We start from the raw sequence: 16,027 nt of genomic DNA on the forward strand, positions 1-16,027 counted from the left end.
CTTCCTTGTCAGGCCACGCCCAGGATCGATGACAGGTGGGCATTGAGGAACTTGCCCTGCGGGTCCAGCTCGCGGCGCACTTCGGTGAATTCCTTCCAGCGCGGGTACAGCGGTTGCAGCGTGCGCGCGTTGAGCGTGTGCAGCTTGCCCCAGTGCGGCCGGCCGGCGTACTTCCAGAAGATCGGTTCGATGGCGGCGAAGAAGTTGTGGTGGTCCATGCTGTAGTGCTGGTGCACGGAGATTGAGCAGCTGTCGCGGCCTTCGAACATGCTCAGCGGAATGTCATCGGCCTTCACGTAGCGGTATTCGATGGGGAACCAGGTGCGCAGGTCCTTGTCGTTGATCTTCTTCAGAATCTCGCGCAGGCAGGCCGGCCCGTGTTCCGCCGGGACCGAATACTCCATTTCGTTGAAGCGCACGTTGCGCACGTTGGCGTAGATGTCGTAGGAGTCGCCGACGCGGTCGTCGAAGCTGGCGACATGGCGCAGGCTGTTGAGCAGGAAGCGCCGCGCGGCGGGGAAGTCGCTGCCGTACTTGTCGAGGTTCTCGATGATGCTGACGAACTGGTTGCCGCCCTCCTCGGCCGGGTCCAGCGGCGGCGTGGCCGGGTCGGTGGTCTCGTTCAGGGCGATGGACAGCGCGTAGTCGGAATGGGTCATGACCTGCATTTCCCAGTGCTGGTTCTCGCGGGTGTTCTTCTCCACGTCCTCCAGCAATTCCTCGGTGCTGGCCACCCACTGCCGCTCGCGCAGGCGATAGGCCTGGCGGTTCTGCAAGCGCACGCGGGTGGCGATGCCAAAGGCGCCGAGGGATACCCGCGCGGCGTTGAACACCTCGGGGTGGCGCTGGGCGTCGCAGTCCAGCACCTCGCCGCTGGCGGTCACCAGTTGCAAGCCGGTGACGCGCGAGGAATAGGAGCCGAAACCGACTCCGGTGCCGTGGGTCGAGGTGGAGATCGCCCCGGCCAGGGTCTGGTAGTCGATGTCCGCCATGTTCGGCAGTGCCTGGCCGACCTCCTTCAGTGCCGGCCCCATGAGCGACATCGGCGTGCCGGCCGCGAATTCCGCCTGCAATGTGTCGGCATCGTGGCCAAGCAGGCCGTTGAAGTAGGCCAGCGAGACCAGCGTGCCGTCGGTCGGTACCAGGGCGCTGAAGGAGTGCGCCGAACCCACCGGGCGCACCTTGCCTTCGGCCTGGCGGATGACCTGCACCAGCTCATCGAGGCTCTGCGGAGCCAGGCGCGCCGCGGGCAGGCAGCTCTGCCCGCCGGACCAGTTGCGCCAGGGAATCAGCCGTGGCGCGCGGGCCAGTTCGGCGGCCAGCGGGCTGCTCGACAGCGCCGCGAATGCGCCGGCAATGCCAGCGCTGTGCAGGAGTTGGCGACGGGTGAGATGAATAGGCATCGAAGCAACCCCGCCCTTACCGGACCGACTGGCCGGACATGAAGGAAATCAGCGCCAGGAACTCGTCTTCCGAGCACTGCATGCACATGCCCATCGGCGGCATGCCCTTGAAACCATTGATGCTGTGGTCCAGCAGGCTGTCGGCGCCCTGGGCGACACGGGGCTGCCAGGCTTTCGCATCACCGGCCTGCGGTGCTCCCGACGCCGGGTTGGCGTGGCAGAGCTTGCAGCTGCTGTCATAGATTTTCGCCAACGCGGGATCGGCAGGTGCCAGGGCGGCGGCGTTGCGGGTAGGCGGCGCGGCGTCATCGCCACAGCCGCCGAGCAGGCCGACCAGGGCCAGCAGGGCAACCGGCAGCCAGGCCGTTGCGGGTTTATGCATGGTGCTCCCCTTCTTCCCGCGCGCGGGAACGGCGCGGATTCTTGTTGTCATGGGCAGCAGCAGGTTAAGTCGAGCGCCGCTCGCGGCCGAGGGCTTTGCCGGCCAACGAGGGGGCTCTGAGCGGACAGCGTGGCCGTTTCGGCAGTCTGTCGGTTTAAGGGTCTGTCGGTTTCAGGATGCGCAGGGTCGCTGCGGTGCAATCCTTGAACACAAGGGATGGCAAGCTTCCATACTGTCGAGGACCGGGCGCGCCCAGATGCCTGGCCGGATAATAAGAATGGCGCCCCGAACAGCCACGCCGACCGTGACGTGGCCGGTACGCCGCAGCCGAAGGATTCCGGATCGCCGCCGATGGCAGGCATCCGTGATATCGAGGTGCGCTGAATGCCTGATGATTCGCTTCACCTGCCCCTGATCCATGATGTTCTGGAGCGCCTGAAAGCCACGCCCGGCGCCCTGCTGCCAGTGCTTCATGCCATCCAGGATTACGTCGGCTACATCCCCGACGATGCCCTCCCTGAAATCGCCCACGCCCTGAACCTCAGCGTCGCCGAGGTGCGCGGGGTGATCAGCTTCTACCACGACTTCCGCACCGCGCCCCCGGCCCGCCATACGCTGCGCCTGTGCCGCGCCGAGTCGTGCCAGAGCCGCGGCGCCGAAGCCCTCGCCGCACAACTGCGCGAACAGCTCGGGCTGGACGACCACGGCACCAGCGCCGACGGCCGCATCGCCCTGCGCCCGGTCTATTGCCTGGGCGCCTGCGCCTGCTCGCCAGCCCTGGAACTGGACGGCCGGGTGCACGCGCGCCTCACCGCCGAACGCCTGCGCGAGCTGGTGAACGGTTGCCGGGAGGACGCCGCATGTTGAAGCTGTTCATCCCCTGCGATTCGCTGGCCCGCGCGGTGGGCGTCGATGAGGTGACCGACGCCCTGGTCGCCGAAGCCGAGCGACGCCAGATTCCGCTGGAGATCCAGCGCACCAGCTCCCGCGGCCTGTACTGGTTGGAACCGCTGGTGGAAATGGACAGCGGCGAAGGCCGGCTGGGCTTCGGCCCACTGGCGGCAGCCGATGTCCCCGCCCTCTTCGATGCGCTGGCCGACGACCCTACACACCACCCGTTGGCCCTGGGACTGGTGGAAGAGATTGCCTACCTGAAGACCCAGCAGCGCCTGCTGTTCGCCCGCGCCGGCATCACGCGGCCACTGTCGCTTGATGACTACCGTGCCCATGGCGGCTTCGAAGGCCTGGCCCGCGCCATCGGCATGGACGGCGCCGAGGTGGTTGCCGCCGTGCTCGATTCCGGCCTGCGCGGCCGTGGCGGCGCGGCCTTCCCCGCCGGCATCAAGTGGCGCACCGTGCGTGACGCCGTTGGCCCGCAGAAATACGTGGTGTGCAACGCCGACGAAGGCGACTCCGGCACTTTCGCCGACCGCATGCTGATGGAAGGCGACCCCTTCCTGCTGATCGAAGGCATGGCCATCGCCGGTCTCGCCGTCGGCGCGAGCATGGGCTACATCTACGTGCGCTCCGAGTACCCGGACGCCATCGTGACACTCAACCTCGCCCTGAGGATCGCCCGCGAAGCCGGCTACCTCGGCGAGGACGTCTGCGGCAGTGGCCGCGCCTTCGAGCTGGAAGTGCGGGTCGGCGCCGGCGCCTACATCTGCGGTGAGGAAACCGCCCTCCTGGATTCCCTGGAAGGCAAGCGCGGCGTGGTCCGCGCCAAGCCGCCGCTGCCGGCGCTGCAAGGCCTGTTCGGCCTGCCGACGCTGGTGCACAACGTGCTCACCCTGGCCTCGGTGCCGATCATCCTGGCCAGGGGCGCACAGTACTACCGCGACTTCGGCATGGGCCGTTCGCTGGGCACCATGCCCTTCCAACTGGCGGGCAACATACGCCACGGCGGGCTGGTGGAATGTGCCTTCGGCCTGACCCTGCGCGAGCTGGTGGAAGGCTACGGCGGCGGCACCGCCAGCGGCCGAGCGCTGAAGGCTGCGCAGGTTGGTGGCCCGCTCGGTGCCTGGGTACCGCCCTCGCAGTTCGACACCCCGCTGGACTACGAAGCCTTCGCCGCCGTCGGCGCCATGCTCGGTCATGGCGGCGTGGTGGTCGCCGACGACACGCTCGACATGGCACGCATGGCACGCTTCGCCCTGCAGTTCTGCGCCGAGGAATCCTGCGGCAAGTGCACGCCCTGCCGCATCGGCTCGACCCGTGGCGTGGAGGTGGTCGACCGGCTGATCGCCGCTACCGACCTCAGCGCCCGCGAGGAACAGGCGCGGCTGCTCACCGACCTCTGCGACACGATGCAATACGGCTCGCTCTGCGCCCTCGGCGGCATGACCGCCTTCCCCGTGGCCAGCGCCCTCAAGCACTTCCCCGCCGACTTCGGTCTGGCGACTTCGGAGGCCGACTCGTGATCAATTTCTTCGATCCCGCAACGTCCAGCACGAGTGACATCGACCTCGGCACACCCGCCCGCGAGAGCGACGTGCAGGTCAGCCTGAGCATCGACGGCCGCGAAATCAGCGTCCCTGCCGGTACTTCGGTGATGCGCGCCGCTGCGCTGCTGGGCACCAGCATTCCCAAGCTCTGCGCCACCGACAGCCTGGAAGCCTTCGGCTCCTGCCGCATGTGCCTGGTGGAGATCGACGGCATGCGCGGCTACCCGGCCTCCTGCACCACGCCGGTCAGCGAGGGCATGGTGGTGCGCACGCAGACGCCGAAGCTGGCGGGCCTGCGCCGCAACGTCATGGAGCTGTACATCTCCGACCACCCGCTGGATTGCCTGACCTGCTCCGCCAACGGCAACTGCGAGTTGCAGACCGTGGCCGGCCAGGTCGGCCTGCGCGAAGTGCGCTACGGCTACGACGGCGCCAACCACCTGAAGGATGCCAAGGACGTCTCCAACCCCTACTTCGACTACGACCCGAGCAAGTGCATCGTCTGCAACCGCTGCGTGCGCGCCTGCGAGGAAACCCAAGGCACCTTCGCCCTGACGATCTCTGGGCGCGGCTTCGAGTCCCGTGTGGCGGCGGCCGGCGGCGAGAACTTCCTCGACTCCGAATGCGTCTCCTGCGGCGCCTGCGTGCAGGCCTGCCCCACCGCCACGCTGATGGAAAAGAGCGTGGTCGAGATCGGCCAGCCCGAGCGCGCCGTCATCACCACTTGCGCTTACTGCGGCGTGGGCTGCTCCTTCCGCGCCGAGATGAAGGGCAACCAGCTGGTGCGCATGGTCCCGGACAAGAACGGCCAGGCCAACCACGGCCACTCCTGCGTCAAGGGCCGCTTCGCCTGGGGCTACGCCACGCACCCGGATCGCATCACCAAGCCGATGATCCGCAAGCACATCAGCGACCCCTGGCAGGAAGTCAGCTGGGACGAGGCCGTCACCTATGCTGCCAGCGAATTCCGCCGCATCCAGACGAAATACGGGCGCGACTCCATCGGCGGCATCACCTCCAGCCGCTGCACCAACGAAGAGACCTACCTGGTACAGAAACTGGTGCGCGCGGCGTTCGGCAATAACAACGTCGATACGTGTGCGCGAGTCTGCCACTCGCCGACCGGCTACGGCCTGAAGCAGACCCTCGGCGAGTCTGCCGGCACCCAGAGTTTCGACTCGGTGATGCACTCCGACGTGGTGCTGGTGATGGGCGCCAACCCCACCGACGCACACCCGGTGTTCGGCTCGCAGCTCAAGCGCCGCTTGCGCCAGGGTGCGCAACTGATCGTCATCGACCCCCGGCGCATCGACCTGGTCGACTCGCCCCACGCCCGCGCCGAACTGCACCTGCAACTGCGCCCTGGCACCAACGTCGCCATGCTCAACGCGCTGGCCCACGTCATCGTCAGCGAGGGCCTGGTCAAGCAGGACTTCGTCGACGCGCGCTGCGAGGCCAGCGACTTCATCCGCTGGCGCGATTTCGTCAGCCTGCCGGAGAACGTCCCGGAAGTACTCGGCCCGGTCTGCGGCGTACCTGCCGAGGAAATCCGCGCCGCCGCCCGCCTCTACGCCACCGGCGGCAACGCGGCGATCTACTACGGCCTGGGCGTCACCGAACACAGCCAGGGCAGCACCGCGGTGATGGGCATCGCCAACCTTGCAATGGCCACCGGCAACGTCGGCCGCGAAGGCGTCGGGGTGAACCCGCTGCGCGGCCAGAACAACGTGCAGGGCTCGTGCGACATGGGCTCCTTCCCCCACGAGCTGCCCGGCTACCGGCACATTTCCAACCAGACCGTGCGCAGCCAGTTCGAACAGGCCTGGGGCGTGACCTTGCAGCCCGACCCGGGCCTGCGCATCCCCAACATGTTCGAAGCAGCGCTGGGCGGCACCTTCAAGGCGCTGTACTGCCAGGGCGAGGACATCGCCCAGAGCGACCCCAACACCCAGCACGTCACCGCGGCCCTCTCCGCCATGGAATGCGTGGTGGTACAGGACATCTTCCTCAACGAGACCGCCAAGTTCGCCCATGTGTTCCTGCCGGGCAGCTCCTTCCTGGAAAAGGACGGCACCTTCACCAACGCCGAACGGCGCATCTCGCGGGTACGAAAAGTGATGGAGCCACTGGGCGGCAAGGCCGACTGGGAAGCCACAGTCGCCCTGGCCAACGCGCTGGGCTATGCCATGGACTACCAGCACCCATCGCAGATCATGGACGAGATCGCCCGCCTGACACCGACCTTCACCCGCGTCAGCTACGCCGAACTGGACCGTCACGGCAGCCTGCAATGGCCGTGCAACGACGCCGCGCCCGATGGCACACCGACCATGCACATCGAGCAGTTCGTGCGCGGCAAGGGGCGTTTCATGCTCACCGGCTACGTGCCCACGGAAGAGAAGGTCAACGCCCGCTACCCGCTGCTGCTCACCACCGGGCGCATCCTCAGCCAGTACAACGTCGGCGCCCAGACCCGGCGCACCGACAACGTCGCCTGGCACGAGGAAGATCGCCTGGAAATCCACGCCAGCGACGCCGAAAGCCGGGGCATCAACGACGGCGACTGGGTCGGCGTGGGCAGCCGCGCCGGGCAGACGGTGCTGCGCGCCAAGGTCAGCGAGCGGGTAGCGCCGGGCGTGGTCTACACGACCTTCCACTTCCCCGAATCGGGCGCCAATGTGATCACCACCGACAACTCCGACTGGGCCACCAACTGTCCGGAATACAAGGTCACGGCGGTGGAAGTGGTGCGCGTGTTCCAGCCTTCGGAATGGCAGAAGCGCTACCAGGCGTTCAGCGACGAACAACGCCGCCTGCTCAAGGAGCGCCGCCATGCCCAAGCCGCGCAAAACGAGAGAGCCGAGGTCCGTCGATGAGCGTCGAGAACCTGATCAAGATGACCAACCAGATCGGCCAGTACTTCTCCACCGAGTCAGACCCTGCCCTGGCGGTGCAGGGCGTGCAGCAACACCTGCAGAACTTCTGGACGCCCGCCATGCGCCGCGAAATCAAGGCCTGGAATGAGCAGAACCCGGGCGAGGAGTTGCACGGCCTGGTGCGGGCGGCGCTGGCAGAGACGACCGCGCAGACCTAGCCGAAGCCCGGTGCACAGACCGGGCTGCTGGCAAGGCCTCAGGCGTGTTTGCCCGAAGCAGTCTCAGCCGGGACCGCGTACTGCGGTTTGAGCTTGCCGTCCTGGTCGAGCAGCCAGGCGTCCATGATCTCGCGCACCACAGGGCCGGCCACCCGCCCGCCGGCCTCGCCGTTCTCGATGGTCACCGAGACCACGATGGACGGATCGCTGGCGGGGGCGAAGCCGACGAACAAGGCGTTGTCGCGGTGGCGCTCCTGGGTCTTCAGGCGGTTGTAGCGCTCGCCCTGGCGGATCGCGACGATCTGCGCGGTGCCGCTCTTGCCGGCGATGCGGTACTGCGCGCCCTGCCCTGCGGCGCGCGCGCCGCCGCCCGGATCGTGCATGACCAGCTGCATGCCGTAGTTCACCGCGTCCCAGTCGCGAGGATTGCTCAGGTGGATGTCGGGCATGGGATTGGCATCGACGACGTCTTCCCCGCCCACCGACTCGGCCAGGCGCGGACGGTGCCAGGCGCCCTTGCTGGCGATCAGCGAGGTCGCTTCGGCGAGTTGCAGCGGCGTCACCTGCATGTAGCCCTGGCCGATGCCGAGGATCACCGTCTCGCCGGGGAACCAGGCCTGGCGCCGGGTGGCGCGTTTCCATTCGCGGGACGGCATCAGCCCGGCGGATTCCTCGGCCATGTCGATGGAGACCTTGCTGCCGAGCCCGAAGCGGCTCAGGTAGTCGTGCATGCGGTCGATGCCGAGCTTGTGGGCGACGTCGTAGAAGTAGGTGTCGTTGGAACGCTTGATGGCCGTGTCGAGGTCGACCCAGCCATCGCCGCTGTGGTTCCAGTTGCGGTACTTGTGGTCGAAGTTGGGCAGCTGGAAATAGCCCGGATCGAAGACCCGCGTGGCCGGCGTGATGGTGCCGGTATCCAGCCCGGCGATGGCCACCACCGGCTTGATGGTCGAGCCCGGCGAATAGAGGCCGCGCAGCGCCCGGTTGAACAGCGGCCGGTCGATGGAATCACGCAGTTCGGCGTACTGCGCCGAGCTGATGCCGTTGACGAACAGGTTGGGGTCGAAGCTCGGGTTGCTGACCATCGCCAGCACCTGGCCGGTGTTCGGGTCCAGCGCCACCACGGAGCCGCGGCGATCGCCCAGGGCCTTCTCGGCGGCGACCTGCAGGTCCACGTCCAGGCCCAGCACGATGTTTTCCCCGGCCACCGGCGCAACCTTCTTCAGCACCCGCATGACGCGGCCCTGGGCGTTGGTTTCCACTTCCTCGTAGCCCACATGACCATGCAGCTGCGATTCATAGAAGTGCTCGACGCCGGTCTTGCCGACGTACTCGGTGCCGCGGTACTCGGTGCTGTCGAGGCGGGTGGCCTCGCGCTCGTTGATCCGCCCGACGAAGCCGACCGAGTGGGCGAAATGCTCGCCGTAAGGGTAGTGACGGACGAATTCGGCATCCACATCGATGCCCGGCAGCTTGTAGCGATTGACCTCGATGAGGGCGATCTGCTCCTCGCTCAGCTCATGCAGCAGGGTGACCGGCTCGAAGGGGTGGCGGCTCTTCTTCAAGGCCTTGTCGCACTGCAGGCGTTGCTCGGGGCTCAGGTGAAGAATATCGGTGACCTGATCGAGCACCGCCACCGAGTTGCCGGCGCGCTCGCGGGTCAGAGTGAGGTTGAAGCTGGGCAGGTTCTCGGCCAGCACCTTGCCATTGCGGTCGAAGATCAGCCCGCGCTCCGGGGGAATCGGCAGCACGTGGATACGGTTGTTCTCGGAGACGGTGGCGTTGGTCGCGTAGTCGGTGACCTGGAGGAAGTACATCCTTGCCACCAGGGTCACGCTCATCATGGCCACCAGCAGGCCGCAGGCGATCAGCCGGCGGTTGACCTGCGTCGACTCCTGCTGGTGGTCCTTGAGTTTGATCGGATCGTGCATCGGGAGATTCCAGAAGGTCCCCATCGATCCTGCGGAAAAGCGGTTCAACCACGCCGTGCGCGGGGGCTTTCCGATCGATGCGGCCTGTTTGCAGCGCAGTTGGACGGAAGAAGCCGGCAGCACCTGGCGCGGTGCAATCACGCGTCGTCTGGCAGGCCGGCGCGGCATGGTACCAGACCGACAGGCCGGATTCTGACCGGTAGTCGAGGCGTTGCCTTCGCGATCCCGCAAAGTTCGCCTGTAAGTGGAGCGCTGGCGCCAGGGCCTACCCTCTCCCTAGCCCTCTCCCTGAAGGGAGAGGGGACTGGTTGGGTGCAGGTTGAAACCTTTGCGTCACTCGGCCCTGACTGCCCTCCCTCCCAGGGAGAGAAATCCGTTCGGTACAGGTTGAAACCTTTGTATCAGTCGGCTCGGGCTGCCCCCTCTCCCTTCGGAGCGGGGCGCACAGCCCTGGCTGGGGAGAGGGGATGCACAGGTATGGACTTCCCGGCAGAAGACGGTTGCTCCTACGAAAATGGCAATGCCGGCGCCAGCTGGAGGAACACGCATGACCTGCTCCCGCAAGCGATGCCAACGCCTACCTCAGAGCCCGGCGATCCCCGCCCTGGCGACCTGTGCGTCCTGCTCGGCCCTGACGCCGGAAACCCCCACCGCGCCCACCACCTGCCCCGCCACCAGGATCGGCACGCCGCCCTCCAGGGAGGTGAGCAGCGGCGCGCTGAGGAAGGCCGTGCGACCGCCGTTGACCATATTCTCGTACTCGCGGGTCTCGCGCCGGCCGATAGCCGCGCTGCGGGCCTTCTCGGTGGCGATGTAGGCGCTGGCCTGGGCGCAGCCATCCAGGCGCACCAGCGCCAGCGGGTGGCCGCCGTCGTCGGCTACGGCAATGCAGACCGCCCAGCCCTGGCGCCGGGCTTCGTCGGTGGCGGCAGCGACGATGCGGGTGACGTCGAGCTGGTCGAGTACGGCTTTCTGTTGCATGAAATCTCTCTTGTGAATCGGCGCGCAGCGCCAAGTGGGAAGCCTGGAAAGTCAGACCACCGAGCCTTCCGGCGGCTGCTCCAGCACCGCCACGACCACCGCGCTGCCGACGATCAGCACGATGCCGACCAACGACAGCAGGCTGAGTACTTCGCCCCAGATCAGGTAGCCAAGCAGGCTCGCCCAGATGATGCTGGTGTAGGTGTAAGGCGCCAGGGTGGCCGCGTGGGCGCGGCGCACGGCGATGGTGAACAGCAGTTGGCCCAGCGTCGCCAGCAGGCCGAGGGCAAGCATCAGGCCGAGGTCCGGCAGACTCGGCGTGCTCCAGGAAAACGGCAGCGTGGTGCCGGTCACCAGCGTGCCGACCACGGTGAAATACAGCACCGTGGTGGTCGAGTCGTCGGTCTCGCGGATGCGCCGGATCTGGATCATCGACAGCGCGCCGAAGAAGGCACTGGCCACCAGCAGCGCCGGACCGACCAGGCTGGCTTCGGCGTTGTCGGGCTTGACCACCATCAGCACGCCGAGGAAGCCGAGCACCGCCGCCAGCGCATTGCGCGGCAGCAGGCGTTCGCCCAACAGCAGCGGCGCCAGCACGATCACCAGCAACGCCTCGGAATAGGCGATGGAGATAGCTTCACTCAGGGGCACATAGGGCAACCCGGCGAAGAACAGCGCGGATGACCCGAGCAGCGTCACCGCGCGGATGGTCTGCCCGCGCACGTCCAGCTGCCGCCAGCGCTGCGCCAGCGGCCGCCCGCGCAGGCAGAGCAGGAAGGCCGGCAGCACGCCGAAGGCCATGCGGAAGAAGGTCACTTCGTTGGCCGGGTATTTCAGCGCCACGACCTTGGCCAGTGCATCCACCACGGCGAAGCAGAACATCGACAACAGCATCAGGCCCACGCTGCGCATGACATGGCTGCGAGGGGCAACAAGGGTCAGCTGGGGCATGTCGTGTTCTCCTTCCTGTTCGGGGTGAATGTCCGTGATGAATGCCGGCGCTTCAGCGTGGGCTGAAGCGGCTGGCGAGGAACGGCGCCACCGGCACGCTGGTGACGACGTCGCTGGCCAGCTCGGCGAGCAACTGGCCGGTGATGGCGCCGAGGGTCAGGCCGATATGGCCGTGGCCGAAGTTGTAGAACACCTGCGGCAGCCGCCGGGACGGGCCGAGCACCGGCATGCTGTCCGGCACCGAGGAGCGGAAGCCCATCCACTGCGACACCGGCTCGTGCTGCAGGCGCAGGAAGCGCCGCGCGCCACGGGTCAGGCAGCGGTAGCGCGCCGGGCTCGGCAGCGCTTCCAGTCCGGCGAACTCCACCGTGCCGGCCACCCGCAGGCCCTGTGCCATGGGCGTCATGTAGAAGCCGCCGGCGCCCCAGCACACCGGGCGATTGAGCACCTGGCCGGCATGGCCGAAGAGCACGTGGTAACCGCGCTCGGTGTCCTGCGGCACGGCATCGCCCAGCTGGTCCACCAAGGTTCGCGACCAGGCGCCGGTGCACAGCGCCACGCGGTCGGCGGCCAGCCGCTCGCCGGTCGCCAGTTGCACCTGCACCGCGTCCCTGCCCTGCCCGGCCGGATCGATGCCCAGCAGCTCGCCGCGACGGAACTCGCCCCCCATGGAAACGAAGCGCTCGAACAGGCGCAGGCTCAACGCGTACGGATCGAGCGTGCGGCTCACGCCGGGCAGCTCCACCGCGCAGCTGGCGCGGGCGTTGAGTGCAGGTTCCAGCTCGCGCAATTCACCGCCTTCGACGAAACGGATCGGCACCTCGAAGCGCCGGTGGTAATCCACCATGGCCTGCGCGTCGCCGCGCTCGTGGGCTTCGAAGATGTACAGCGAGCCGTCGTGCCGGATCAGGTCGTTGGCGCCGGCCTCGTCGAACAGTCCCTGCCACGCATCCATGCACGGGCGCAGCAGGGTGTTGAGGTCGTGGCCGATGGCCTCGACGCGATCACGCCGCGAAGCCGCCAGGAACCGCAGCAGCCACGGCGCGATGCGCGGCAAGTAGGCCGGGCGGATCGCCAGCGGGCTGTCCGGGCGCAGCAGCATACCCGGCGCCTTGCGCCAGATGCCGGGCGTGGCCACCGGCTCCACCGAGTAGGTGGCGAAGGTGCAGGCGTTGCCGAATGAGGTGGCCAGGCCCGGCGGATTGCGGTCCAGCAGGGTCACGCGGAAGTCGCGGCGTTGCAGTTGCAGCGCGGTGGCCAGGCCGACCACGCCGGCGCCGACCACCAGGGCGTGGCGGCGCAGGTCGTTGGGCTGGGTCATTTGCCGCTCATCACTCGGGTCCACAGGCGGGTGCTCATGCGCATCCCGGAGGGCGACAGGGTCTTGATCGGGAACAGGGTGTCGAGCACTTCCTGCGGCGGATAGACGGCCGGGTTCGCACGCAGTTCCGGCTTCACGTACTGGCTCGCGGCGGCGTTGCCGTTGGGGTACTGCACGGCGTTGGTGATGTTGGCGATCACCTCGGGCTGCAGCAGGTAGTTCATGTAGGCGTAGGCGTTGTCCAGGTGCGGTGCGCCCTTGGGAATCACCACGGTGTCCACCGCGATGGTGCTGCCTTCACGCGGCAGGCTGTAGCCGATCTTCACGCCGTTGCCGGCCTGCTGGGCAGTGGTCATGGCCTGCAGCACGTCGCCGCTGAAGCCGATCGCGACGCAGATGTTGCCGTTGGCCAGGTCACTGACGTACTTGGACTGGTGGAAGTAGCGGATCGACGGGCGGATCACCTGCAGCGCCGCCTCGGCCGCCTTGAAGTCGTCCGGGTTCTGGCTGGCCGGGTCGCGGCCAAGCACCTTGAGGGTGATGGGCACCATCTGGGTGGCGTTGTCGATCACCGCGATGCCGCACTGGGCGAGCTTCTCCGCGTTCTTCGGATCGAACAGCAGTTGCCAGCTGCGGGTAACGTCGGTGTTGCCGAAGATGGCCTTGATCCTGTCCTCGTTGTAGCCGATGCCGACGGTCACCCAGAGGTATGGAATGGCGTAGCGGTTACCCGGGTCGCTGACCTCGAGGATCTTCATCAGCTTGGGGTCAAGGTTGTTCCAGTTGGGCAGCTTGCTCTTGTCCAGTTCCTGGATGGCGCCGGCCTTGATCAGCCGCGGCAGGAAGTGGTTGGACGGGCTGGCCAGGTCGTAGCCGCTGGCGCCAGTCATCAGCTTGGCTTCGGTGGTCTCGTTGCTGTCCACCAGGTCGTAGGTGGTCTGGATGCCGGTCTGCTTCGTGAAGTTCGCCAGGGTGTCGTCGGCGATGTAGCTGCTCCAGTTGGCGATGGTGACGGTCGGCGCCGCCTGGGTAGTGCCAGCCAACAGCGACAGGGCGAGGCCTGCCAGGGTCATGGGACGGTTGATCATGCTGCCCTCGGTTGTTGTTTTTGGAGATGGTCTGTACGGATGGTCGTGCGTGGGTAAAGCGATGGATCAGGCCTCGGCGCGCGCGCGGCGCACCTCCCAGGCCATGCGCAGCGAAGCGCCAATATCGAAGAACGGGCTGGGCGGCAGGTAGCCGGGGGTCGCCTGCGCCAGCACATCGGCCAGCACCGGCGAGCTTCCCCCTGTCGCCATCTCCACCAGCAGGCGCCCCCACAGGGTGCCGCGCGCCACGCCCGAGCCGTTGCAGCCGGCCACGGCATGCAGGCCCTGGTCGACGCGAGCAAAATACGGCTCGCCGGAGCGGGTGCCGCTCAGGTGGCCGGTCCAGCTGTAGGCGATGTCGGCGTCGACGATGCCGGGGAAACGCTTCTGCAAACCGATGAGATGGCGGCGACGGCGCTCGGCCAGCGCGCGGTTGTCGAGGTCGCGATGGCGGTACTCGACGGTGTTGCGGATCAGCAACCGGCGCCCCGGCAGCAGGCGCACGGTGCCGCCACCGGGCAACGGCGCGAGCACGCCCCACTGACGCTCGCCGAACAGCGACTGCCAGCGTGGCTCATCCAGCGGGCGGGTAATGCTGGCGCTGAGTTCCAGCGGGAAAGCGCCGCTGTCGTGCAGGCCGGCGCGGGCGATGAATGCGCCCAGGCAGACCAGCACCTGCGAAGCCTGGACTTCGCCCTGGGCGGTGCGTGCCACCCAGCCCTGGCCGCTGCGGCGCAGGTCGGTCACGCCGCTCTGCTCGAAGATCTCCACTGACGCCGGCAGGCTGTCGGCCAGGCCCTTCACATAGCGTGCAGGTTGCAGCAGTGCGTTGCCGCCGGCGCAATGAATGGCCCGCGCATAGAATGCGCTGCCGAGCTGTTGCTCCAGCACGGCGCCCTCGTAGTAGCGAGCGTTGGCGCCGACCGAAGCCAGCGTGGCGAGGATGCCGTCGATATCGCCCAGATGCTCGGCGCGGTGGGCGGCGAAGTGGTAGCCGTCGTTGTACAGCTCGCAGTCGATGGCCAGTTCGGCGATGCGCTGGCGGACCTCCTGCGCTGCCGCGATGCCGATGCGCGAGGCCACCTGGTAAGCGGCATGGCCGGGTTGCCCCAGGCGTTCGCCGGCCGCCGGCAACTCGTGGGCGACGACGAAACCGGAGTTGCGCGCGGAGGCGCCCTGGGCGATGCGCTGGCGCTCCAGCAGCACCACGCGCTGTTGCGGAAAGCGCGCCGCCAGCGTGTGAGCGGCGGACAACCCGGTGATGCCGCCGCCGATGATCAGCCAGTCCGCCCGCTGGGTTGCACTCAGCGTCGGCCGCGCGGGCAACTCGCCCGCCAGGGCGATCCAGCCGCAGTGATTGTTCATTGCCCGGCACTCCTTCACAATCCATGCGCCGGGCGTATCCAAGCGATTTCCCCGATGGCGCGTCATGACCAGAATCTACGGGCAGTAGCGCTGGGCGCACCAACGCTCATTTTTCATCCTTGTATTCGCAAAACGCATAGATTGTGGATGGACGATTCATGGACAAACTGCTGCGCGTTCCCTCCCTGCAGGCACTGCAAGCACTGGTGCACGTTGCCGAATCCGGCAGCTTCACAGCGGCCGCGCAACAGCTGCACCTGACCCAGAGCGCCATCAGCCGGCAGGTCCAGCAACTGGAGGAGTACTACCGTGTGCCGCTGTTCGACCGCACCAGCCGCAAGGTGGCGCTGACCGACGCCGGCCGCGAGGTGTACACGGTGGCCGAAGGCATGCTGCAGCAGTTGCTGCGCCTGGAGGAACGCCTGGCGCCGGCCTCGGCGGACCGCCCCTTCCGCATCCGCATCTTCGTCTCGCTGGCGGTACGCTGGCTGCTGCCGCGCCTGAGTTCCTTCTACTCGCGGCACCCGGAGCTGTGCCTGTCCATCGAGACGGTGGGCGGCGAAGTGGTGGACGATGGCGGCGACTGCGACGCCTACGTGCTCTACCTGCCCAGCGGCAGCGACCCCCAGGGCCGTGCGCTGACGCCGCTGTATGACGAATACCTGATCCCGGTCTGCGCCCCGCGCCTGGACGACGGCCAGGAGCCGCCGCGCTCACTGGAGGAACTGGCTCGCCACCCGCTGATCCACGCCTCCAGCGGCGGCCTGGAATGGCCGCAGTGGCTGCGCGCGCAGGCCGCGCCACCACCGGCGCAGTTCAAGCACATGCTGTTCAACCTCGACGACCTGGCGCTGGACGCCGCCACCCGCGGCCTGGGCGTGGCCATGACCGACCGCATGCTGGCCCACGACGCCCTGCAGCGTGGCGACCTCATCGTGCCTTTCGGCGAAGCGCTGAAGACCGGCGGCCGCTACGCCCTGTGGCTGCGCGACAGCGGCGCCGCCCACCCAGCCTGCCAGGCGGTGCTCGACTGGTTCGAGGAGCAGCGCAACCAGTTGCAAGCTTGA

At 67.6% G+C, this 16,027-nt stretch carries 13 protein-coding genes; 5 read left to right on the forward strand and 8 right to left on the reverse strand.

Features of this window, described 5'->3' with window-relative positions; genetic code table 11:
* Positions 1-8 precede the first annotated feature (8 nt).
* Together RS899_RS14260 and RS899_RS14265 are read right to left on the reverse strand one after the other, a co-directional pair.
* The gene (locus RS899_RS14260) at positions 9-1,403 is read right to left on the reverse strand and encodes a D-arabinono-1,4-lactone oxidase (protein ID WP_409978066.1); all 1,395 of its coding nucleotides are present in this window, start codon (positions 1,401-1,403) and stop codon (positions 9-11) included.
* A gap of 16 nt (positions 1,404-1,419) precedes the next feature.
* The gene (locus RS899_RS14265; protein ID WP_054908521.1) at positions 1,420-1,785 is read right to left on the reverse strand and encodes a c-type cytochrome; all 366 of its coding nucleotides are present in this window, start codon (positions 1,783-1,785) and stop codon (positions 1,420-1,422) included.
* 384 nt (positions 1,786-2,169) lie between these two features.
* On the opposite strand from RS899_RS14265, the gene RS899_RS14270 reads away from it, so the two are divergent.
* The 4 genes from RS899_RS14270 to RS899_RS14285 are packed head-to-tail and all read left to right on the forward strand — an operon-like array spanning position 2,170 to position 7,323.
* The gene (locus RS899_RS14270) at positions 2,170-2,652 is read left to right on the forward strand and encodes a formate dehydrogenase subunit gamma (protein ID WP_315810300.1); all 483 of its coding nucleotides are present in this window, start codon (positions 2,170-2,172) and stop codon (positions 2,650-2,652) included.
* A complete protein-coding gene (locus RS899_RS14275; RefSeq protein WP_315810301.1) occupies positions 2,646-4,205 on the forward strand; it encodes an NADH-quinone oxidoreductase subunit NuoF in 1,560 nt (519 codons plus the stop codon). The genes RS899_RS14270 and RS899_RS14275 overlap by 7 nt, the downstream gene beginning before the upstream one ends.
* Positions 4,202-7,105 carry a formate dehydrogenase subunit alpha gene (gene fdhF, locus RS899_RS14280; protein WP_315810302.1) on the forward strand — a complete coding sequence of 968 codons (2,904 nt, stop codon included), beginning with the start codon at positions 4,202-4,204 and terminating at the stop codon, positions 7,103-7,105. The genes RS899_RS14275 and fdhF overlap by 4 nt, the downstream gene beginning before the upstream one ends.
* Positions 7,102-7,323 (forward strand): formate dehydrogenase subunit delta, encoded by a 222-nt coding sequence (locus RS899_RS14285; RefSeq protein ID WP_315810303.1) that lies wholly within the window; start codon positions 7,102-7,104, stop codon positions 7,321-7,323. Before fdhF ends, RS899_RS14285 begins: the two co-directional genes overlap by 4 nt.
* A 38-nt stretch (positions 7,324-7,361) precedes the next feature.
* Here RS899_RS14285 and mrdA read toward each other — a convergent pair whose 3' ends face one another.
* From mrdA to RS899_RS14315, 6 genes are all read right to left on the reverse strand, one after another.
* A complete protein-coding gene (gene mrdA, locus RS899_RS14290) occupies positions 7,362-9,254 on the reverse strand; it encodes a penicillin-binding protein 2 (RefSeq protein ID WP_315810304.1) in 1,893 nt (630 codons plus the stop codon).
* 582 nt (positions 9,255-9,836) lie between these two features.
* Positions 9,837-10,235, reverse strand: coding sequence for a heme-binding protein (locus tag RS899_RS14295; protein ID WP_054908516.1), 399 nt, complete (start codon positions 10,233-10,235; stop codon positions 9,837-9,839).
* A 51-nt stretch (positions 10,236-10,286) separates the two neighbouring features.
* Positions 10,287-11,186 carry a DMT family transporter gene (locus RS899_RS14300; protein WP_315810305.1) on the reverse strand — a complete coding sequence of 300 codons (900 nt, stop codon included), beginning with the start codon at positions 11,184-11,186 and terminating at the stop codon, positions 10,287-10,289.
* A 52-nt stretch (positions 11,187-11,238) separates the two neighbouring features.
* Positions 11,239-12,507, reverse strand: a complete 1,269-nt coding sequence (locus tag RS899_RS14305) for an FAD-dependent oxidoreductase (RefSeq protein ID WP_315810306.1) — start codon at positions 12,505-12,507, stop codon at positions 11,239-11,241.
* Positions 12,504-13,595 carry a polyamine ABC transporter substrate-binding protein gene (locus tag RS899_RS14310; protein ID WP_315810307.1) on the reverse strand — a complete coding sequence of 364 codons (1,092 nt, stop codon included), beginning with the start codon at positions 13,593-13,595 and terminating at the stop codon, positions 12,504-12,506. The genes RS899_RS14305 and RS899_RS14310 overlap by 4 nt, the downstream gene beginning before the upstream one ends.
* Positions 13,596-13,661: 66 nt before the next feature.
* A complete protein-coding gene (locus RS899_RS14315) occupies positions 13,662-14,960 on the reverse strand; it encodes an FAD-binding oxidoreductase (protein ID WP_315810308.1) in 1,299 nt (432 codons plus the stop codon).
* A 158-nt stretch (positions 14,961-15,118) separates the two neighbouring features.
* Between RS899_RS14315 and RS899_RS14320 the strand changes: the two genes are divergently transcribed.
* The gene (locus RS899_RS14320; RefSeq protein ID WP_315810309.1) at positions 15,119-16,027 is read left to right on the forward strand and encodes a LysR substrate-binding domain-containing protein; all 909 of its coding nucleotides are present in this window, start codon (positions 15,119-15,121) and stop codon (positions 16,025-16,027) included.

It is taken from the genome of Pseudomonas sp. C9-3, from assembly GCF_032392015.1.
Lineage (GTDB): Bacteria > Pseudomonadota > Gammaproteobacteria > Pseudomonadales > Pseudomonadaceae > Pseudomonas > Pseudomonas nitroreducens.

Excerpts from the sequence above, each read along its gene's own strand:
- RS899_RS14310 (WP_315810307.1), bottom strand. The coding sequence starts at position 13,595 with ATGATCAACCGTCCCATGACCCTGGCAGGCCTCGCCCTGTCGCTGTTG.
- RS899_RS14285 (WP_315810303.1), top strand. The coding sequence starts at position 7,102 with ATGAGCGTCGAGAACCTGATCAAGATGACCAACCAGATCGGCCAGTAC.
- RS899_RS14295 (WP_054908516.1), bottom strand. The coding sequence starts at position 10,235 with ATGCAACAGAAAGCCGTACTCGACCAGCTCGACGTCACCCGCATCGTC.
- RS899_RS14305 (WP_315810306.1), bottom strand. The coding sequence starts at position 12,507 with ATGACCCAGCCCAACGACCTGCGCCGCCACGCCCTGGTGGTCGGCGCC.
- RS899_RS14260 (WP_409978066.1), bottom strand. The coding sequence starts at position 1,403 with ATGCCTATTCATCTCACCCGTCGCCAACTCCTGCACAGCGCTGGCATT.
- RS899_RS14315 (WP_315810308.1), bottom strand. The coding sequence starts at position 14,960 with ATGAACAATCACTGCGGCTGGATCGCCCTGGCGGGCGAGTTGCCCGCG.
- RS899_RS14275 (WP_315810301.1), top strand. The coding sequence starts at position 2,646 with ATGTTGAAGCTGTTCATCCCCTGCGATTCGCTGGCCCGCGCGGTGGGC.
- RS899_RS14300 (WP_315810305.1), bottom strand. The coding sequence starts at position 11,186 with ATGCCCCAGCTGACCCTTGTTGCCCCTCGCAGCCATGTCATGCGCAGC.
- mrdA (WP_315810304.1), bottom strand. The coding sequence starts at position 9,254 with ATGCACGATCCGATCAAACTCAAGGACCACCAGCAGGAGTCGACGCAG.
- RS899_RS14270 (WP_315810300.1), top strand. The coding sequence starts at position 2,170 with ATGCCTGATGATTCGCTTCACCTGCCCCTGATCCATGATGTTCTGGAG.
- RS899_RS14265 (WP_054908521.1), bottom strand. The coding sequence starts at position 1,785 with ATGCATAAACCCGCAACGGCCTGGCTGCCGGTTGCCCTGCTGGCCCTG.
- RS899_RS14320 (WP_315810309.1), top strand. The coding sequence starts at position 15,119 with ATGGACAAACTGCTGCGCGTTCCCTCCCTGCAGGCACTGCAAGCACTG.